At 72.7% G+C, this 16,773-nt stretch carries 14 protein-coding genes; 3 read left to right on the plus strand and 11 right to left on the minus strand.

The annotated features are described in order from the left end of the window. Nucleotides 1-14: 14 nt before the first annotated feature. Nucleotides 15-2,036, plus strand: a complete 2,022-nt coding sequence (locus AOM05_RS07365) for a UvrD-helicase domain-containing protein (RefSeq protein ID WP_062520789.1) — start codon at nt 15-17, stop codon at nt 2,034-2,036. Between the two features lie 222 nt (nt 2,037-2,258). Here AOM05_RS07365 and AOM05_RS07370 read toward each other — a convergent pair whose 3' ends face one another. After that, a complete protein-coding gene (locus AOM05_RS07370; RefSeq protein ID WP_082097350.1) occupies nt 2,259-3,818 on the minus strand; it encodes an MFS transporter in 1,560 nt (519 codons plus the stop codon). Nucleotides 3,819-4,037: 219 nt separating this feature from the next. Here AOM05_RS07370 and AOM05_RS07375 point away from each other — a divergent pair, with 219 nt between their 5' ends. Next, on the plus strand, nt 4,038-4,598 hold the full coding sequence (locus tag AOM05_RS07375) for a TetR/AcrR family transcriptional regulator (RefSeq protein ID WP_062520792.1): 561 nt from the start codon (nt 4,038-4,040) through the stop codon (nt 4,596-4,598). A 187-nt stretch (nt 4,599-4,785) separates the two neighbouring features. Here AOM05_RS07375 and AOM05_RS07380 read toward each other — a convergent pair whose 3' ends face one another. The 10 genes from AOM05_RS07380 to AOM05_RS07425 all read right to left on the minus strand — a co-directional run bounded on the left by AOM05_RS07380 (nt 4,786) and on the right by AOM05_RS07425 (nt 15,408). After that, complete coding sequence (locus AOM05_RS07380) at nt 4,786-5,961, minus strand: bifunctional 2-methylcitrate synthase/citrate synthase (protein WP_062520795.1); 1,176 nt, start codon at nt 5,959-5,961, stop codon at nt 4,786-4,788. A gap of 39 nt (nt 5,962-6,000) precedes the next feature. Then, nucleotides 6,001-6,903 carry a methylisocitrate lyase gene (prpB, locus tag AOM05_RS07385; protein ID WP_062520797.1) on the minus strand — a complete coding sequence of 301 codons (903 nt, stop codon included), beginning with the start codon at nt 6,901-6,903 and terminating at the stop codon, nt 6,001-6,003. 8 nt (nt 6,904-6,911) lie between these two features. After that, entirely contained in the window at nt 6,912-8,444 is a 1,533-nt protein-coding gene (locus AOM05_RS07390; RefSeq protein WP_062520799.1) for an MmgE/PrpD family protein, read from the minus strand. Next, entirely contained in the window at nt 8,441-9,103 is a 663-nt protein-coding gene (locus AOM05_RS07395) for a GntR family transcriptional regulator (RefSeq protein WP_062520801.1), read from the minus strand. Before AOM05_RS07395 ends, AOM05_RS07390 begins: the two co-directional genes overlap by 4 nt. 104 nt (nt 9,104-9,207) lie before the next feature. Continuing rightward, nucleotides 9,208-10,659, minus strand: a complete 1,452-nt coding sequence (locus AOM05_RS07400) for a cytochrome b/b6 domain-containing protein (RefSeq protein WP_062520803.1) — start codon at nt 10,657-10,659, stop codon at nt 9,208-9,210. Continuing rightward, nucleotides 10,656-11,624: an electron transfer flavoprotein subunit alpha/FixB family protein gene (locus AOM05_RS07405; protein ID WP_062520806.1), complete on the minus strand. Its 969-nt coding sequence runs from the start codon at nt 11,622-11,624 to the stop codon at nt 10,656-10,658. Before AOM05_RS07405 ends, AOM05_RS07400 begins: the two co-directional genes overlap by 4 nt. A 10-nt stretch (nt 11,625-11,634) precedes the next feature. Beyond that, nucleotides 11,635-12,411: an electron transfer flavoprotein subunit beta/FixA family protein gene (locus tag AOM05_RS07410; protein WP_062520808.1), complete on the minus strand. Its 777-nt coding sequence runs from the start codon at nt 12,409-12,411 to the stop codon at nt 11,635-11,637. Continuing rightward, a complete protein-coding gene (locus AOM05_RS07415; protein ID WP_062520810.1) occupies nt 12,408-13,430 on the minus strand; it encodes a phosphotransferase family protein in 1,023 nt (340 codons plus the stop codon). The genes AOM05_RS07410 and AOM05_RS07415 overlap by 4 nt, the downstream gene beginning before the upstream one ends. Beyond that, the gene (locus AOM05_RS07420; protein ID WP_062520812.1) at nt 13,427-14,635 is read right to left on the minus strand and encodes an acyl-CoA dehydrogenase family protein; all 1,209 of its coding nucleotides are present in this window, start codon (nt 14,633-14,635) and stop codon (nt 13,427-13,429) included. The genes AOM05_RS07415 and AOM05_RS07420 overlap by 4 nt, the downstream gene beginning before the upstream one ends. Then, the gene (locus AOM05_RS07425) at nt 14,632-15,408 is read right to left on the minus strand and encodes an SDR family oxidoreductase (RefSeq protein WP_062520814.1); all 777 of its coding nucleotides are present in this window, start codon (nt 15,406-15,408) and stop codon (nt 14,632-14,634) included. Before AOM05_RS07425 ends, AOM05_RS07420 begins: the two co-directional genes overlap by 4 nt. A gap of 162 nt (nt 15,409-15,570) precedes the next feature. Between AOM05_RS07425 and AOM05_RS07430 the strand changes: the two genes are divergently transcribed. Then, on the plus strand, nt 15,571-16,767 hold the full coding sequence (locus tag AOM05_RS07430; RefSeq protein ID WP_062520816.1) for an acyl-CoA dehydrogenase family protein: 1,197 nt from the start codon (nt 15,571-15,573) through the stop codon (nt 16,765-16,767). Nucleotides 16,768-16,773: the final 6 nt, after the last annotated feature.

The following is a 16,773-nucleotide window of genomic DNA, read 5'->3' on the forward strand; positions in this document are numbered from 1 at the left end:
GGCAGGATTGTCCGGTGCCTCAGACGTGGACCGGTCGCCCCGGGTGGACCCTCACGCTCGAGGCGGGACGGCTGACGCTGCGCGACGGTGATCGCGTCGACGCCTTCGCCGGGACGGATGCCGCGCGGCTCCGCGTGGGCTGGTGGTGGTTCAGCCGCTGCCTCGTGGTCGACGCCCCGGCGGACGGGACGCGCAGGCGGATGCGGGGACTGGACCGGCGCGACGGCGAGGCGATCCGCACGACTCTCGCGCGCATCGTCGCCCGTGCGAAGGTGCGCGACGCGCTCGCCCTCGCCGCCGCGCGGGAGCCAGTGTTCGCGCGGCTCCTCGCGACGCGGGCACGCACGCAGCGCTGGATCGCGTACGACGATGTCAGCGCCGTCCTCGCCGGGCTCCCCCGGCGCGAGGCGCTTCTCGCGACCCTCACCGCGGCGGAACGCGACGCGCTGGCAGCCACCCTTTCCGAGCCCGAGGCCAGCGCGCTCGCGTTCCTGGGCGAGGACCACCGCGGGCACGTGGCCGCCGCGAACACGGAGATCGCGCGGCGGGAGCTGGCGGCCGGCAAGGAGTTCTTCGCGACGGTCGAGAAGTCGCCCCTGACCGAGGAGCAGGCGCGGGCGGTGGTGTCGCTCGACAATCGGGTGCGCGTGGTCGCGGCGGCCGGCTCGGGTAAGACATCGGTCATGGTGGCGCGCGCGGCGTACGCGATCCGCCGGGGGTTCGTGGACCCCGACCGCGTGCTCATGCTCGCCTTCAACGCGGACGCCGCGGCCGAGCTACGCGAGCGGCTCGAGGCGCGGCTGGGCGCGCTGGGGCTGCCGCACGAGGGCGTGGAGGCGGCCACGTTCCACTCGTTCGGGCTGTCGGTGATCGGCGAGGCGACGGGGCGCAAGCCGCGCATCGCTCCGTTCGTGGAGGCCGGTCGCGACGTCGACAAGGTGCGCGAGCTGATCGCGCGGGTGGGCGGCGCGGAGATCGTTGGCGTCGCGCGCAAGGAGCTGGCGCCGCTGGTGCGCAGCTTCATGTCTCATGTGAAGGCCAACGGACTCACGCGCGAGGAGGTCGCGCGGCGGGCTTCGCGAGTTCCTGGGCTCGACGTGGCCCGGACGCGCGCGTTCCTCGACCTGTACTGGCAGGTCCACGACCTGTGGCAGGAGGACCTGCGCGCGGCACGCGCCGTCGACTTCGACGACATGCTGACCATGGCCGCCGAGCACCTGGAGCGCGATCCGGGCCTTGCACGCTGGGACCTCATCATGGTCGACGAGTTCCAGGACACCAGCCGCGCCCGTGCCCGCCTCGTCCGCGCGCTGCTGCGCCCGCGTGGCACGTACCTGCTCGCCGTCGGCGACGACTGGCAGGCCATCAACCGTTTCGCCGGCGCCGACCTCAGCGTCATGACGGACTTCGACGCCGTGTTCGGGCCCGCGCTGACACGTCGCCTGGAGACCACGTTCCGCTCGCCGCAGGAGATCGCGGATGTCGCGGGCCGGTTCGTGTCGCGCAACCCCGCGCAGATCGCGAAGACGGTACGGGCCGCGCGGGGCGCGTCCGGCGCGCCCGTGACCGTGATGCGCGTGCCGCGCAGGGGTGACCTGATGGCCGCGATCGAGGCGCACCTCGCCGTGCTCGCGGAGGACGGCGGCGCCACCGTGGATGTCCTGGGCCGGTACGGCTTCGACGAGAAGCTGCTTCCCTCCCGGCGTCCGTCGGGGCTGCGGGTCGCGTTCCGGACCGCGCACCGCTCGAAGGGCCTCGAGGCGGACCACGTCATCCTCCCGAACGTCACCACCGGCCGCTACGGGTTCCCCGGCAGCATCCCGGAGGATCCGTTGCTGGCGCTCGCGATGCCGGGTGCGGATCCGTTCGAGCACGCCGAGGAGCGGCGCCTCTTCTACGTGGCGCTCACGCGTGCCCGCCGGTCGGTCACTGTGTTCACGGTGGCGGGGCGCGAGTCGCCGTTCGTCCAGGAGCTGCTCGAGGATCCGGGCGTGGTCCTTCACGAGGGCGCCAGCATCAACCATGGGGCTTCGTGACGTTTCTCGCGCCTCGACAGTGTCAACCGTGAGGTCGGCTGTCGCCGGCCGCGGGCGCCCACACCGGTAACAGCGTTCGGGTGACGCGATCGCGCACGACTAAGCGCCGACGCACGCCCCAAGCGTCACCATGCCTCACGATTCGAGAAGGCGGCGTGTGGCCAGACGCACGGCGGCGCCCCTGGGAGAACCCAGGGGCGCCATACGAGGTGAGAGGGGTCGTCAGCGGGTATCGGCGCGCGCACCGCTAGGAGCGGCAGAGCCGGTCGCACCCGCGGGAACGGCGGCAGCGTCTGCACCGGACACCGCCTCCCCCGCAGCGGCTGCCGCGGGCTCGACGGGCGCGCCATGCGCACCGCCCACACCCGGGCGGGCGTTCACCAGGATCGCGGCGGTGATCGCGGCGAGCACCACGGCGCCCACCGAGACCCACATCGCGGTCGAGAACCCGTGGACCGTGGCCTCGGCCATGGCCTCCTGCGTGGAGGCCCCGTTCGAGGTGATCCAGTTGGCGGTCGCCGTCGCCGCGACGGTGTTGAGCAGCGCGATGCCGATCGACCCGCCCACCTGCTGGGTGGTGTTGAGCGTCGCCGAGACCACACCGGCATCCGTGCCGCGGACGCCGCCCGTCGCGGTCGCCATCGACGGCATGAAGGTCATGCCCATGCCGAGGCCCAGGAACAACAGGCCCGGCAGCACGTGCAGCCAGTAGCCGGAGTCCACCTGCATCTGCGTGAGGAACGCCAGCGCCAGCGCCGCCAACGTCAGGCCCGGCACCATCAGGCGACGGGGGCCCACCCGCGGCAGCAGCCGCGCGGAGATCACCACGGAACCCGTCATCATGCCCACCACCATCGGCAGGAACGCGACGCCGGTCTTCATGGGCGAGTAGCCCTGGATGCCCTGCAGGTAGTAGGTGAGGAACAGGAACACGCCGAACATGCCCACCTGGCTGAGGCCCACCGCGGCGAGCGCGCCCACGCGGTTGCGCTCGCGCAGCAGGTGCAGCGGCAGCAACGCGTGCGGGGTGCGGCGCTCCACCAGGACGAACACGGCGAGCAGCGCGACGCCGATCGCGAGCATCGACAGCACCAGGGGCGAGCTCCAGCCGTCCTGCTCGGCCTCGCTGAGGCCGAACACGATCGCCAGCAGGCCCGCGGTCGCGAGGATCGCGCCGGGGATGTCGAGGCGGGCGTGCGCGGCGCGGATGCCGCGGTCGTGGAGGAACATCGAGGCGCCGATCACGGCGACCACCGCGATGGGCACGTTGACCATGAGCGTCCAGCGCCAGTCGAGGTACTGCGTGAGCGCGCCGCCCAGGATGAGGCCGAGCGCGGCGCCACCACCGGCGATCGCACCGTAGATGCCGAGCGCGCGCGCCCGCTCCCTCGCCTCGGTGAAGGTGACGTTGAGCATCGACAGCGCCGCGGGCGCGAGGGCCGCGGCGAACACGCCCTGGAGGGCGCGGGCGGCGATGAGCATCTCGAAGCTCTGCGCGACGCCGCCGAGCGCGGAGGCCGCCGCGAAGCCGACCAGGCCGATGATGAGCATCCGCTTGCGCCCCACCACGTCGCCGAGCCGTCCGCCCAGCAGCAGGAGGCCGCCGAAGGCGAGCGTGTAGGCGGTGATGATCCACTGGCGGTCGGCGTCGGAGATCCCGAGGTCGGCCTGCGCGGTGGGCATCGCGATGTTGACGATGGTCATGTCGAGCACGACCATCAGCTGTGCCAGGCCGATCGCGGCCAGGCCCCACCAGCGGCGGGGATCGGGTGTGGTGTCCATGGGTGCCTTTCGTGAGCGCGCCGGGGCGCGGCAGGTCCGGGGAGGGCGGCTTCGCCAGGAGGGGGTCCTCCCCCGCGGCTTGGATGAGCGAGGGGGACGATGCGGGGGCTGGGGAACTTCCTAGCCGCCCGGTAAGTTACGGATACGACGCTATGCTGGAACTGACCGGCCGTCAAGTTGATTCCCGAGATTCGCGACAGACGCGCCAGAGAGGAAGCGATGTCGGAGACCGCCACCCGCCGCCGAGGGGACACGCGCGAGCGCATCCAGGACGTCGCGCTCGACCGCTTCACCGCCAACGGCTACGACCAGACCTCCCTGCGCGAGATCGCGGAGGACCTGGGCGTCACCAAGGCCGCGCTCTACTACCACTTCAAGTCCAAGGAGGAGATCCTCGAGTCGCTGCTCGCGGAGGCCTCCTCGGAGATCGACGCGCTGGTCGAGTGGATGCGCGCCGAGCCCTCGACGCGCGAGCGCCGGCTCGAGATGATCCGCCGCCTCGGCGACATCACCCACGGCGTCCCGGGGGACGTCATGCGTTGCGTCCAGCAGAACGAGGTCGCGCTGCAGAACCTTGCCTCCACCAGCCTCATCCACGACATCAAGGTGCGGCTGTGGGAGGCAGCGATGCCCGACGAGGCGTCCATCGAGGACCGCCTGCGCATCCGCATGGCGATCATGACGGTGCTGATCGCCAACAAGCCCGGCAGCGACCTGGGCGGCACCGCCGCCGAGCGCGAGGCGGCCGCGCAGTCGATCGCCGCTGACCTGGTGCCCTGAGCCCTGCGGCCTCACCCTTCCTGCGGGACACTCACCGGTACTTTTGAGGCGATGATGCGCGCCACGGGACAGTGGGCTCGGCGCGGGTCAGGCGCCCGCGTGGATTCGCGTCCCGCCCGGAACACAGGCACTGGAAAAAGCACGGTGAGTGTCCCGCAGGGCCAAGGTGAGGCGACGCGTTCCCGGCTCAGCCCGCCATCTCCTCCTGACGGGTCGCGGCGGCGACCGCCGCATCGTCCGCCACGTACCCGGCGATGTGACGCTCCCCCACCCCGTCGTAGACCGACAGCGGGCGGATGAGCGCGTTGTCCGCGAGCTGCTCCTGGATGTGCGCCGTCCAGCCGGCGATGCGGGACATCACGAAGATGGGCGTGAACAGCTCCGTGTCGAAGCCCATGAGGTGGTACGCGGGGCCCGACGGGTAGTCGAGGTTGGGGTAGATGCCCTTGCGCGACACGAAGCCCTCCTCAAGCGCGTCGTAGAGCGCGGCGATGTCGGGCCGGTCGTAGTGGGCGACGAGCGTGTCGAGCGCGGCCTTCATGGTGGGCACACGCGAGTCGCCGCGCTTATAGACGCGGTGGCCGAAGCCCATGACCTTGCGCCTCTCCCCCAGCGCCTGGTCGAGCCAGCCGGGCACGGCCGCGGCGGACCCGATCTCGTCGAAGGTCCGCATCACCGCCTCGTTCGCGCCGCCGTGGAGCGGCCCCTTGAGCGCGCCGATGGCCGCGACCACCGCCGAGTAGTAGTCGGACAGCGTCGACGTCACCACGCGCGCGGTGAACGTCGAGGCGTTGAACGAGTGCTCCGCGTACAGCGTCATCGACACGTCGAAAGCCTTGCGCACCACCTCGGGAGCCTCCTCGCCGAAGGTCATCCAGAGGAAGTTCGCCGAGTAGCCCAGGTCCTCGCGTGGCGGGATGATGTCCAGCCCGCGGCGGTGGCGTTGGATGTACGCGACCACGGCGGGCACCTTCGCGATGAGCCGCAGCGCCTTCTCGCGGATCTCGTCCGGGTCGTGGCTCCACGCGGTCGGGTCCTCGCCGCCGATCACGCTGACCGCCGTCCGCACCACGTCCATCGGGTGGGTCGAGTCGGGCAGGCGCTGGATCACCCCCATGAGCCGGTCGCCCAGGTCGCGATGCGCGTGCTCGAGGGCGCGCACGCGTTCCCGCTCCTCGGGCGACGGAAGGTCGCCGTTCCACAGCAGGTAGACCACGTCCTCGAAGTCACGCATCGCCGCGAGCTCCTGCACGGGGTAGCCGCGGTAGAGCAGCGAGTTGGTCTCGACGTTGACCTTCGACACGGCCGTGCGGTCGGCGACCACGCCGACCAGGCCCTTCCTGATCTCGGGGGTCTCGCTCATGATCACTCCTTTGTGATGGTCGCGGTGGGAACGGCCGGGTCAGTCCCGGGTGACGGTGAAGGTGAAGACGTCCTCGTCGAAGCGCGAGTACGCCTGGTAGTCGAGCAGGTCGTAGAGGTCGGCACGGTGCTGCATCTCGCCGAGCCGGGAGGTCAGCGCACCGTCCGCCTCGAGCGTCTCGAGCCCCCGCAGCGCCGCCCCCATCGCGAGCCGCAGCAGCGACACCGGCCAGATCACCACGTTGACGCCCACGTCGCGCAGCGCGTCGACGGTGAAGAGCTCGGACTTCCCGAACTCGGTCATGTTGGCGAGGATCGGCACGTCGACGGCGGCGCGGACCGCCTCGAACTCGGCGAGCGTCGCCATGGCCTCGGGGAAGATCGCGTCCGCGCCGGCATCGACCAACGCGCGCGCCCGGTCCACCGCGTCGGCCAAACCCGACACCCCGCGCACGTCCGTGCGCGCCATGATGAGGAGGTTCGGGTCGCGGCGCCCGTCCGCGGCGGCACGGATGCGGCGCACCGCGAGGTCGAGCCCCACCACCTCCTTGCCGTCGAGGTGGCCGCAGCGCTTGGGGTTGACCTGGTCCTCGATGTGCAGACCCGCGACGCCCGCGTCCTCGAGCTCCTGCACGGTGCGCGCGACGTTCATCGGCTCCCCGAAACCCGTGTCCGCGTCCACCAGCACCGGCAGGTCCGTGACCCGCGCGATCTGGCGCGTGCGGCCTGCCACCTCGGTCAGCGTGGTGAGCCCGATGTCCGGCAGCCCCAGGTCCGCGGACAGGACCGCCCCGGAGACGTAGACGCCCTCGAAGCCGCGCTCTTGAATGAGGCGAGCGGACAGCGGGTTGAACGCGCCGGGAAGCCGCAGCAGCTCGCCGGACGCGAGCCGCTCGCGAAAGGTCGAGCGCTTCGCGGCGACGGGGACGGTCGAATAGAGCACGCGGCCTCCTAGAGCAGCCCGGCAGGGTGAGGCGCGAAGGCTCGCACCTCGTCGGACACGGTGAACGTGAGGTCCCCCAGCTCCGCGGAGGTGAGCGACGCGAGCCGCTGAGCGGCCTCGAGGAAGCGGTCCTGCTCCGCGTCCGGGACCACCCCGGACGCCAGGCCGCGGAACTTCGCGACGTAGTCGGCACGCGCGAAAGGCGCGGCGCCCAGCGGGTGCGCGTCAGCGACCGCGATCGAGTCGCGGAACACCGTCCCGTCCGTGAAGGTCACCTCGATGGACCCGCCGAACGCCTTCTCCGCGGGGTCGTTCGAGTGGTAGCGCCGCGTCCACTCGGGATCCTCGGTGGTGACGATGCGCCGCCACAGGGCGACGGTGTCCTCGCGGGCGGCGCGGGCCGGGGCGTACGAGCGCTCATGGTCGAACGCGCCGTCCTGCAGCGCCACCGTGAAGATGTACGGCAGCGAGTGGTCGAGCGTCTCCCGCGAGGCGGTCGGCGAGTACTTCTCGGGATCCCCCGAGCCGGACCCGATGACGTAGTGCGTGTGGTGCGAGGTCGCGAGCACGATCCTGTCGACCCGCGACGGGTCGCCCACCTCCGGGTGCGTGCGGTGGAGCCGGCGCGCGAGGTCGATCCACGCCTGCGACTGGTACTCCGCCGAGTGCTGCTTGGTGTACGAGTCCAGGATCGCCCGCCGCGGCTCCCCCGGCTCGGGCAGCGCCACCTCGTAGGAGGCGTCGAAGCCGCCCAGCAGCCACGCGATCACGCCGTCCTCGCCCTCGTAGATGGGGGTCGGCGAGGTCTGGCCGCGCATCGCGCGGTCGACCGCCTCGACGGCGAGCTTCCCCGCCAGCGCCGGCGCGTACGCCTTCCATGAGGAGATCTCGCCCTTGCGGGACTGCCGGGTCGCGGTGGTGGTGTGCAAGGCCTGCCCCACGGCCTGGAAGATCACCTCGGGAGCCAGCCCCAGCATCGTCCCGATGCCCGCCGCCGCGGACGGGCCCAGGTGCGCGACGTGGTCGATCTTGTGCCGGTGGAGGCTGATGCCCTTGACCAGGTCGATCTGGACCTCGTAGCCGGTGACGATCCCGCGCAGCAGGTCCGCGCCGGTGAGGCCGCGCGCCGCGGCGTGCTGGGCGACCGCGACCAGCGGCGGGATGTTGTCGCCCGGGTGCGAGTACTCCTCCGCGAGGAACGTGTCGTGGAAGTCGAGCTCCCGCACCGCGACGCCGTTGGCCCAGGCGGCCCACTCGGCGCTGACGCGGGTGGCGCCCGGCTCCCCGAACACGGTCGCGCCGGCCCCGCCGGACGATGCGCGGTGGGCGAGGGCCTGCGCGCGAGCGGCCGCGGGGGCCGGGCGGGCGTACGAGGCGGCCGCGACCGCGGCGTTGTCGATGATGCGGTTGATCACCATGTCCTCGACGTCGGGGGTGACGTCGACGCGCTCGGCGGCGACCTCGGCGATCCTCCAGGCGAGCTGCTGCTCGCGGGGCAGGGCCTCGGCGGACGTGTGGGCGCGGACGGAGACGGTCTTCACTGACGGGACTCCTCGGGGACGGGATGGGCGCCCAGCGAGCGGACGATGCTCGCGAGGCTGCGGTGGAGGTGGAGCTCGGTCGCGTGGGCGGCCATGGTGGGCGAGCCGTCGACGATCGCGTCGAGGATCAGCAGGTGCTCGTGGGTGGCCTCGCGCAGGCGCGACTCGTCGTCGCGGGAGACGCGGCGCAGGCGCGCGACGTGGGCGCGGACGCTGCGCAGCGCGGCCTCGAGGTAGGGGTTGGCGGCGGCCTCGGAGATGGCCGCGTCCATGCGGCCGGTGAGCGCGTAGAAGCCCTCGAGGTCGGTGGCCGGGCCGAGCGTCTCCCCCGCCGCGCGCACCTCCTCGCGCAGGGCCTCGAACACGGCGGGGTCGCGCCGGGCGGCGGCGAGGGACGCCGCCTTCACCTCGAGCGCCTCGCGCAGCTCGAAAAGCTCGCGCACGTCCTCGAGGGACAGCCCCGCGACCACCAGGCCGCGGCCGCCGCGCGCGGCGACCAGGCCGTCTCCCTGCAGCCGCGAGAGGGCCTCGCGCAGCGGGGTGCGGGAGACGCCGAGCCGCTCGGACTGCTCGATCTCGGCGAGCGAGGCGCCCGGGGCGAGCGTGCCGTCGAGGATCTCCTCGCGGAGCAACCCGTACACGCGCTCGCTGGTCCTCACGCCGCCTCCTCGCGGTTCTGCATACAAAAACTCGCCCAACGATGCGAACCTAACACCGTTGGGCGAGTTCTGTATACAGAAACCGCGAATTTGGTCGCGACTGGCTACCGGCTGCTCACCGTGCCGAAGCGCTGCGCCACCGGCGCGATGAACAGCGGCCGCAACGCCATGGCCGCCGCGACGATCACCACGAGCGACAGCGCGAAGATCCCGAGTCCCACCCAGCTGACCTCGTCGGTGCCGGCGTACATGTGGTTGAGGTTGCGCCGCGCCCCGGTCGCGAACACGAGCCCGACGTGCAGGATCACGAACGCCACGAAGTACAGCATCACCGGGAAGTGCAGCGCGCGGGCGACGCTCTTGGGGTAGAGCCGGTCCAGGCGCTCGCTGCCACGCCACGCCGCGCTCATGCGCACGCCGGTCGCGATCGCGAGCGGCGAGGCGATGAACACCGTGACGAAGTAGCCCAGCTGCTGGAGCGAGTTGTAGTAGACCCAGCTGTTCTCCGCCGGCCAGTCGAGCGACGCGTACTGCAGCACCACGCTGATCGCGTTCGGGATGACCGCCCAGTCCGTGGGCACGATCCGCATCCACTGCCCCGTGATGAACAGCAGCCCGATGTACACGGCGCCGTTCACCACCCAGAAGATGTCGAGCGCCTGGTGGGTCCACGCCATGAGGCTCATGCGATCGCCCCGGCCGGACCGCGGCGCCCAGTACGCCTCCGGGCGCGCCTGCGTCCGCACCAGCAGGCCCGTGCGGGCGATCAGCACGATGAGGAACACGTTGAAGAAGTGCTGCCAGGACAGCCAGGTCGGGATGCCGACGGGAGCGTCCGCGGGCAGCTCGTAGTTGCCCGGATAGTCCGCGACGAACGACTCGACCGCGTCGAGCCCCATGAGCCAACGCGCGATCAGCACCACGACGCCGAGCACCGCGACCAGCACGGCGATCCCGATCGCGGCGCGGCCGCCGCGTCCCAGGCGGCGCGGGGTCGGGGTGGGTACGGGGGACGATGCGCCGGCCGGCTTCTCCGGCGCGCTCGCCTCCGGGATGGGGGCGGGTGACGCGGGTTCGACCGGCGACTCCGGCTCCGGCTCGGGCGAGACCTCGGGCTCCGCCTCCGCGATCACGGCCCAGGCCGGCGCGAAGCCGGCGGCAGGCCACGGCTCGCCGCCCTCGATACGCGGAAGGCCGCGGCGCAGCGGGACGGTGCCGGGCTCGATCGCGGCGGGCGGAGCCTCGGGAGACTCGACGGCGACGGACGCCTCCGCCTCCACCGGGACGTCCACCGCCCACGCGGGCGCGTAGCCCTCCGCGGGCCACGGCTCGCCGCCCTCGACGCGGGGCAGGCCCCGGCGCAGCGGGACGGCGCTCACGGCGGCAGCGCTCGCCGCGACGGCAGTGGTCGCCGTACCCGGCTCTTCCGCGACCGCGGCGACCGTGTCGGGAGCCCCGGCCCGCGCATCGTCCACCGCGAAGGGGACCTCGCGCTCGGGCGGCCACGGCTCCCCGCCGGGCAACCGCGGGAGGCCCCGCCGCTGGTAGGTGGTCACGCGCCGCGCCTCGCCTCGATCGCGGAGATCAGCTGCGGGACCACCTCGAACACGTCACCCACCACGCCGAAGTCCGCGATCTCGAAGATCGGCGCGTCGCCGTCGGTGTTGACCACCACGATGGTCTTGGAGGTCTGCATGCCGGAACGGTGCTGGATCGCGCCGGAGATGCCGAGCGCGATGTAGAGGTCGGGCGACACGGTCACGCCGGTCTGGCCGATCTGGTGGGAGGTGGGGATGAAGCCCTCGTCGACGGCGACGCGGGAGGCGCCGACGGCGGCTCCCAGCAGGTCCGCGAGTTGCTCGACCAGCACGAACTTCTCCGCCGACTCGAGGCCGCGGCCGCCGGACACGACGGTCTTGGCGCTGCGCAGGTCGGGGCGGGAGGAGGTCTCGACGATGGGCTCGACGGCGGTCACCGTGATGCCGGGCAGGCCGGACGGCTCGACCGCGAGCTCCTCGACCACGGGCGCTGCCACGGCGGCGGCACGGGCGTCGATGGCGGCGAGGCGGACCGTGATGACCGGCGCCCCGAAGGTGGGCGCGGAGTCGACCAGGAACGTGCCGCCGAACGCGCTGTGGTGCGCGACCACGCCCTCGGCGTCGCGCGAGACGTCGACCGCGTCGACCGCGAGGGCGCTCCGGGAACGGGCGGCGTAGCGCGCGGCCACCTCGCGCCCCTCGATGGAGTGCGAGGCGAGCACGGCGGCGGGGCGCACCAGGGTCGCGGCCGCGCCGAGCGCGTCCACTGCGCCCACACCGGTCTCACCGGCGGGGGCGAGCAGGACGCGCGCCGCGCCCAGCGAGCCGGCGGTCGCGGCGAGATCGGCGGCGCCGTCGCCCACGATGAGCGCGACGGGCGTGCCCACGGTCGAGGCGGCGCCCAGGAGCGCGGCGGAGGATCCCGCGAGCGCGCCGTCGGCGTCGCGGTCGAGGAGCACCAGGATCGGAGCGTTGTCGGTCATGGTCATCCCCTCACACCAGCTTGTTCTCGACCAGGAACGCGGCGAGCTGCTCGCCCGCGTCGCCCGTGTCCACGATCTTCACGCCGGCCTCGCGGGCCGGGCGCTCCTTGGCGGCGATCATGATGGACCGCGCCTTCTCCGGGTCGTCGGCGTCGACGCCCAGGTCCGCGAGGGACAGGGTGCCGATCTCCTTCTTCTTCGCGGCGATGATGCCCTTGAAGTTGGGCAGGCGCGCGCTGGGCAGCTGCTCGGTGATCGACACGAGCGCGGGGAGCGGGGCGGTGATGCTCACCTCCGCGCCGTCCGAGGCACGGACGCCCGAGACGCCGTCGGTGGTGATCTCGACGGAGGACAGGAAGGTCGCGGCGGGGAGGCCGAGCAGCTCGGCCATGGCGGCCGGGACGGCGCCGCTCCAGCCGTCGGTGGAGGCGTTGCCGGCGATGATAAGGTCGAAGCCCGCATGGCGGGCGGCGGCGGCAAGGACCTCGGCGGTGAGCATGGTGTCCGCGCCCACCAGGGCCTCGTCCACCACGTGCACCGCGTCGGTCGCGCCGATCGCGAGGGCCTTGCGGATGCTGGAGATCGCGGAGGTGGGCGCCATGGTGAGCGCGACCACCTCGGTGTCCGGGTTGCCGTCGGCGTACGCGAGCGCGACCTCGAGGGCGCGCTCGTCGATCTCGTCGAGCACCGCGTCGTCCGGCACGCGCGTCACCAGGCCGGTCTCGAGCGACAACGAGCGGTCCCGGTACGTGTCCGGGACCACCTTCATCAGCACCAGGATCCTCATGTACTTCCCTTCTCCAACCGTGCCAGCGCCTCGGCAGCGGCGTCCGCGAGCGCGGGGACACCGGTGACGAGCGTCGGTGCGAAGCCATCTCCGGGCCGCTGCCCGTCGAGCCAACGCGTGTACATGGCCTCGCAGAAGATCGCAGACTTCCACAGCGCGAGCGCCTCGTACCAGGCTAGTGCCGACAGGTCCGCCTGGGTATGCACGGCATACCGGGCGACCAGATCGGCGCGCGTGGGAAAGCCGGGCGCGGCCGTCACGGGCGTGAGGTCCATGGGGGTCACGGGCCACCCCTCCTGCGAGTACGTGGCCACCAGGTAGCCCAGGTCCGCGAGCGGATCGCCCAGCGCGGCCATCTCCCAGTCGAGGATCGCGGCGACCCGCCCCGGGGCGGCGAACATGAGGTTGCCCAGCCGGTAGTCGCCGTGGACCACGGCGCACCGCGAGGTGGCGGGCAGCGTCGCGGAGAGCTCCTCCCCCACGCGCTCGAGCCGCGGAAGCTCGCGGCGGGTGTTGAGCGGCCACAGTTGAGCGAAGCGGCGCACCTGGCGCTCAAGGTAGCCGTCGGGGCGACCCAGCGCGGCGACGTCGCCCTCGAGCGGGACCGCGTGAAGCGCGGCGAGCGCGTCGACGGCCGCGTCGACGGTCGCGCGCCCCGCCCCCGGCGCCTCGAAGCCGGGCGGCAGGGCGTCGGTGATCACGTGCCCGTCGACGAGGTTCATGAGGTAGAACGGCACGCCGATCACCTCGGGGTCCTCGCACACCGCCCGCACCCGTGGCACCGGCACGCCCGCGCGCCCCATCGCGGCGACGAACCGCGCCTCGCGCACCATGTCATGCGCCGAGGGCGGGAACGGCGGTCGAGGGCCGCGCCTCAGCACCATGCGGTCCCCGCCGCGCGTCACCTCGTAGGTGAGGTTCGCCTGGCCGTCCCCGATGCGACGCCACGCGATCTCCCCCGGCGGCACGCCGAGCCCGTCGAGGTACCGCCCCAGCGGCGCCTCGGGGAGCGGGATCACCGCGCGCCCTCGGCGACGTCGAGGGCCGCCTCGCCGTCCTCCACCTCCGCGCGCCTCCGGGCGATCGCCCGCCGCGCGATGGCCCACCGATGGGTCTCGCTGGAGCCGTCGTACACGCGGAACGGCCGCACCTCGTTGAGGAAGCCCAGCAGCGGCAGCTCGTGCGTGACCCCGTCGCCGCCGCACAGCTGCACGGCACGGTCGATCACGCGGCCCACCGCCTCCGACACGTGGACCTTCGCGAGGGACGATGCGGTGGCCCCCTCCCGCGGGTCGGCCACCAGGGAGGCGGCGGCCCGGTCGATCAGGGCCGCGCTGCTCGCGAGGTCGATCTCGGAGTCCGCCAGCAGGGCCTGCGCGAGGCCCAGCTCCCCGAGCGGGTGGCCGAAGAGCTCACGGGAGCGGACCCGGTCGAGCGCCGTGTCCTGGGCACGGCGCGCGAGACCCAGCCACCGCATGCAGTGGGTGAGACGCGCGGGGCCCAGGCGCAGCTGCGCGTGCCGGAACGCCTCGCCGGGGGTCCCGAGCACCGCCTCCTCCCCCACCTCGACGCCGTGGTAGCGCACGTGGGGGTGACCGCCGGTGATGGCGGTCTCGAGGGTGCGGATCGCGTGGCCGATCTCGACGCCGGGCGCGTCCATCGGGACCAGGAACATGGTGGCCGCGCGCTCGCCCAGGTCCGGGGTGCGCGCCATCACGATCGCGAAGGCCGCCTCCTCCGCGCCGGAGATGAAGCGCTTCTCGCCGTCGATCACCCAGCGGCCGCCTCTCCGGTGGGCGACGGTCGCGAGCGCGGCCGGGTCGGATCCCGCGCCCGGGTGCGGCTCCGTCATCGCGAAGCTCGATCGGACGTCCCCGGCTGCGAGCGGCACCAGGAAGCTCTCGCGTTGGGCGGGGGTGGCGAGGCGCTCGAGCAGGAGCATGTTGCCCTCGTCGGGCGCCATGCAGTTGAGCACCGCCGGGCCGATGGGCGAGTACCCCGCCTCCTGGAACACGGGCGACCAGGCGGTGAGGGGCAGGCCCAGCCCGCCGAGCTCGACCGGGACGTGTGGGGCGAACACCCCGGCGGCGCGCGCCTGCCGCTGCAGCGCAGCCCGTGCCTCGGGGTCCAACGGGGTTCCGGTGAGGGGTTCAGCCGGGATGACGACGTCGCGCACGAACCTCCGGGATCGCGCGACCACCTCCGCGACGTCCGCGGCGCTCATGCGACGCCCCCGGCCGCGCGGAGCCCTCCGTCGAGCGTGAGCACCTGGCCCGTGAGCCAGCCCGCGTCGTCCGAGCACAGGAATGCCGCGGCGTTCGCGACGTCCCCCGGCTCGCCCAGGCGTCCGGCTGGGTAGCGTGCGGCCACCTCCTCCTCGCGCCCCTCGTAGAGCGCACGCGCGAACCGGGTGCGCACCACCGCCGGCGCGAGCGCGTTGACGCGGATCCGCGGACCGAGCTCCGCGGCAAGCGTGACCGTGAGGTGCGAGACCGCGGCCTTGCTCACGCCGTACCAGCCGATCCCCGGCGACGGGACGGCGCCCGTGACCGAGGACATCGCGAGCACCGAGGCGCCGGGTCGTTCCCCGAGCCCGGCGGCGCACGCGGCCTGCACCCATGCGAGCGTCCCGAGGACGTTGACGTCGAGCACCTTCCGCGCGGCCTCGTGCTCGAGCCCGAGCAGCGGCCCGTAGACCGGGTTGATGCCCGCGTTCGCCACCAGGATGTCGAGGCCGCCGAACTCCCGCACCGCGACCGCGACCGACTCCGCCTGGTGGTCGGGGTCCTGGGCGCGCCCGGCGACGGTGCGCACCCTCTCCGCGGGGAGGGCCGCGGCGGCCTCCGCGAGGCCCTCCTCGCCGCGCGCGGTGAGAACGAGCGAGGCGCCCTCCTCCGCCAGGCGGCGCGCGATCGCGAACCCGATCCCCCGGCTCGCGCCCGTCACCACGGCGACCCTCCCGGCCAGCCTGCCCGGCGCATCGTCCACCCGCGTCATCGCTGCTCCCTCGCCCGCGCTCCGTTGCGCGTCTGCTTAATCGCGATTCAAACCGACGCCGCCAGTATGGCAACAAAACGCCGCGACACAAGGTCTGGCGGGTCAACTTTCTAATGTGATATAAAAAATGTGACGTCGAGATCAACGAGGATCGGAGACCGCATGACCGCCACCGCCAGCCGCCCCGGACTGAGCGCCACGACGGGAGCCACGGGTCCGCGCGACCTGTACGAGGACGAGCACGAGCAGTTCCGCCGCATGGTCGCCGCGTTCGTCGAGCAGCACGCCCGGCCGCACGCCGACCGCTGGGACGAGGAGGGCCGGGTGGACCGCTGGCTCTTCACCAGGGCCGCAGAGGCCGGGATCCTGGGCTTCGGGATCCCCGAGGAGCACGGCGGCGGTGGGAGCGACGACTTCCGCTTCAACGCGATCATGGGTGAGGAGCTCGCCCGCAACCCCGTGTCCTCGGGGATGGCGGGCATCGCGCTGTCGAACGACATCGTGATCCCCTACTTCACCGACCTCACCTCCGACGAGCAGAAGGCCCGCTGGCTGCCGGGCATCGCGGCGGGCGAGAGCATCGTCGCGGTCGCGATGTCGGAGCCCGGCACCGGCAGCGACCTCGCGGGCATCCGTTGCGCGGCGGTGCGCGACGGCGACCACTACGTGGTGACCGGCTCCAAGACGTTCATCTCCAACGGCCAGAACTGCGACCTCGTGGTCACCGCGGTGCGCACCGGTCCCGACCCGCACCGCGGGCTGAGCCTCCTGGTCATCCCCACCGACTCCCCTGGCTTCTCACGCGGCCGCAAGCTCGACAAGATCGGCCTCCACGCGCAGGACACGAGCGAGCTGCACTTCCAGGCCGTCCGCGTCCCGGCGGCCAACCTGCTGGGTCCCGAGGGCTCCGGCTTCGCCGGGCTCATGAACAACCTGCCCCAGGAGCGCGTCTCCATCGCGGCCGCCGCGGTCGCGTCGAGCGAGGGCGTGCTCGAGCGCACCCTCGCGTACGTGAAGGAGCGCACGGCGTTCGGCAAGCCCATCGGGTCCTTCCAGAACACGCGCTTCGAGCTCGCGGAGATGGTGACGGCGGTCCGCGCGAGCCGCGCGTGGATCGACTCCTGCCTGGTCCGGCACAACGACGGACGACTCTCGCCCGAGGACGCCGCGGCCGCGAAGTTCCACACCACCGAGCAGTACGTCGACGTGGTGGGCCGCTGCCTCCAGCTCCACGGCGGCTACGGCTACATGCGCGAGTACCGGATCGCGCGCGACTACGAGGACGCGCGCATCACCACCATCTACGGCGGCACCACCGAGATCATGAAGGAGATCGTCGGTCGGGGCCTGGGACTCTGAGAGGAA

This window comes from Demequina silvatica (assembly GCF_000971215.1).
Lineage (GTDB): Bacteria > Actinomycetota > Actinomycetes > Actinomycetales > Demequinaceae > Demequina > Demequina silvatica.

Bases quoted from the DNA above. Each gene is read 5' to 3' on its own strand.
- AOM05_RS07370 (WP_082097350.1), bottom strand. From the start codon at position 3,818: ATGGACACCACACCCGATCCCCGCCGCTGGTGGGGCCTGGCCGCGATC.
- AOM05_RS07375 (WP_062520792.1), top strand. From the start codon at position 4,038: ATGTCGGAGACCGCCACCCGCCGCCGAGGGGACACGCGCGAGCGCATC.
- AOM05_RS07380 (WP_062520795.1), bottom strand. From the start codon at position 5,961: ATGAGCGAGACCCCCGAGATCAGGAAGGGCCTGGTCGGCGTGGTCGCC.
- AOM05_RS07405 (WP_062520806.1), bottom strand. From the start codon at position 11,624: ATGACCGACAACGCTCCGATCCTGGTGCTCCTCGACCGCGACGCCGAC.
- AOM05_RS07410 (WP_062520808.1), bottom strand. From the start codon at position 12,411: ATGAGGATCCTGGTGCTGATGAAGGTGGTCCCGGACACGTACCGGGAC.
- AOM05_RS07420 (WP_062520812.1), bottom strand. From the start codon at position 14,635: ATGAGCGCCGCGGACGTCGCGGAGGTGGTCGCGCGATCCCGGAGGTTC.
- AOM05_RS07425 (WP_062520814.1), bottom strand. From the start codon at position 15,408: ATGACGCGGGTGGACGATGCGCCGGGCAGGCTGGCCGGGAGGGTCGCC.
- AOM05_RS07430 (WP_062520816.1), top strand. From the start codon at position 15,571: ATGACCGCCACCGCCAGCCGCCCCGGACTGAGCGCCACGACGGGAGCC.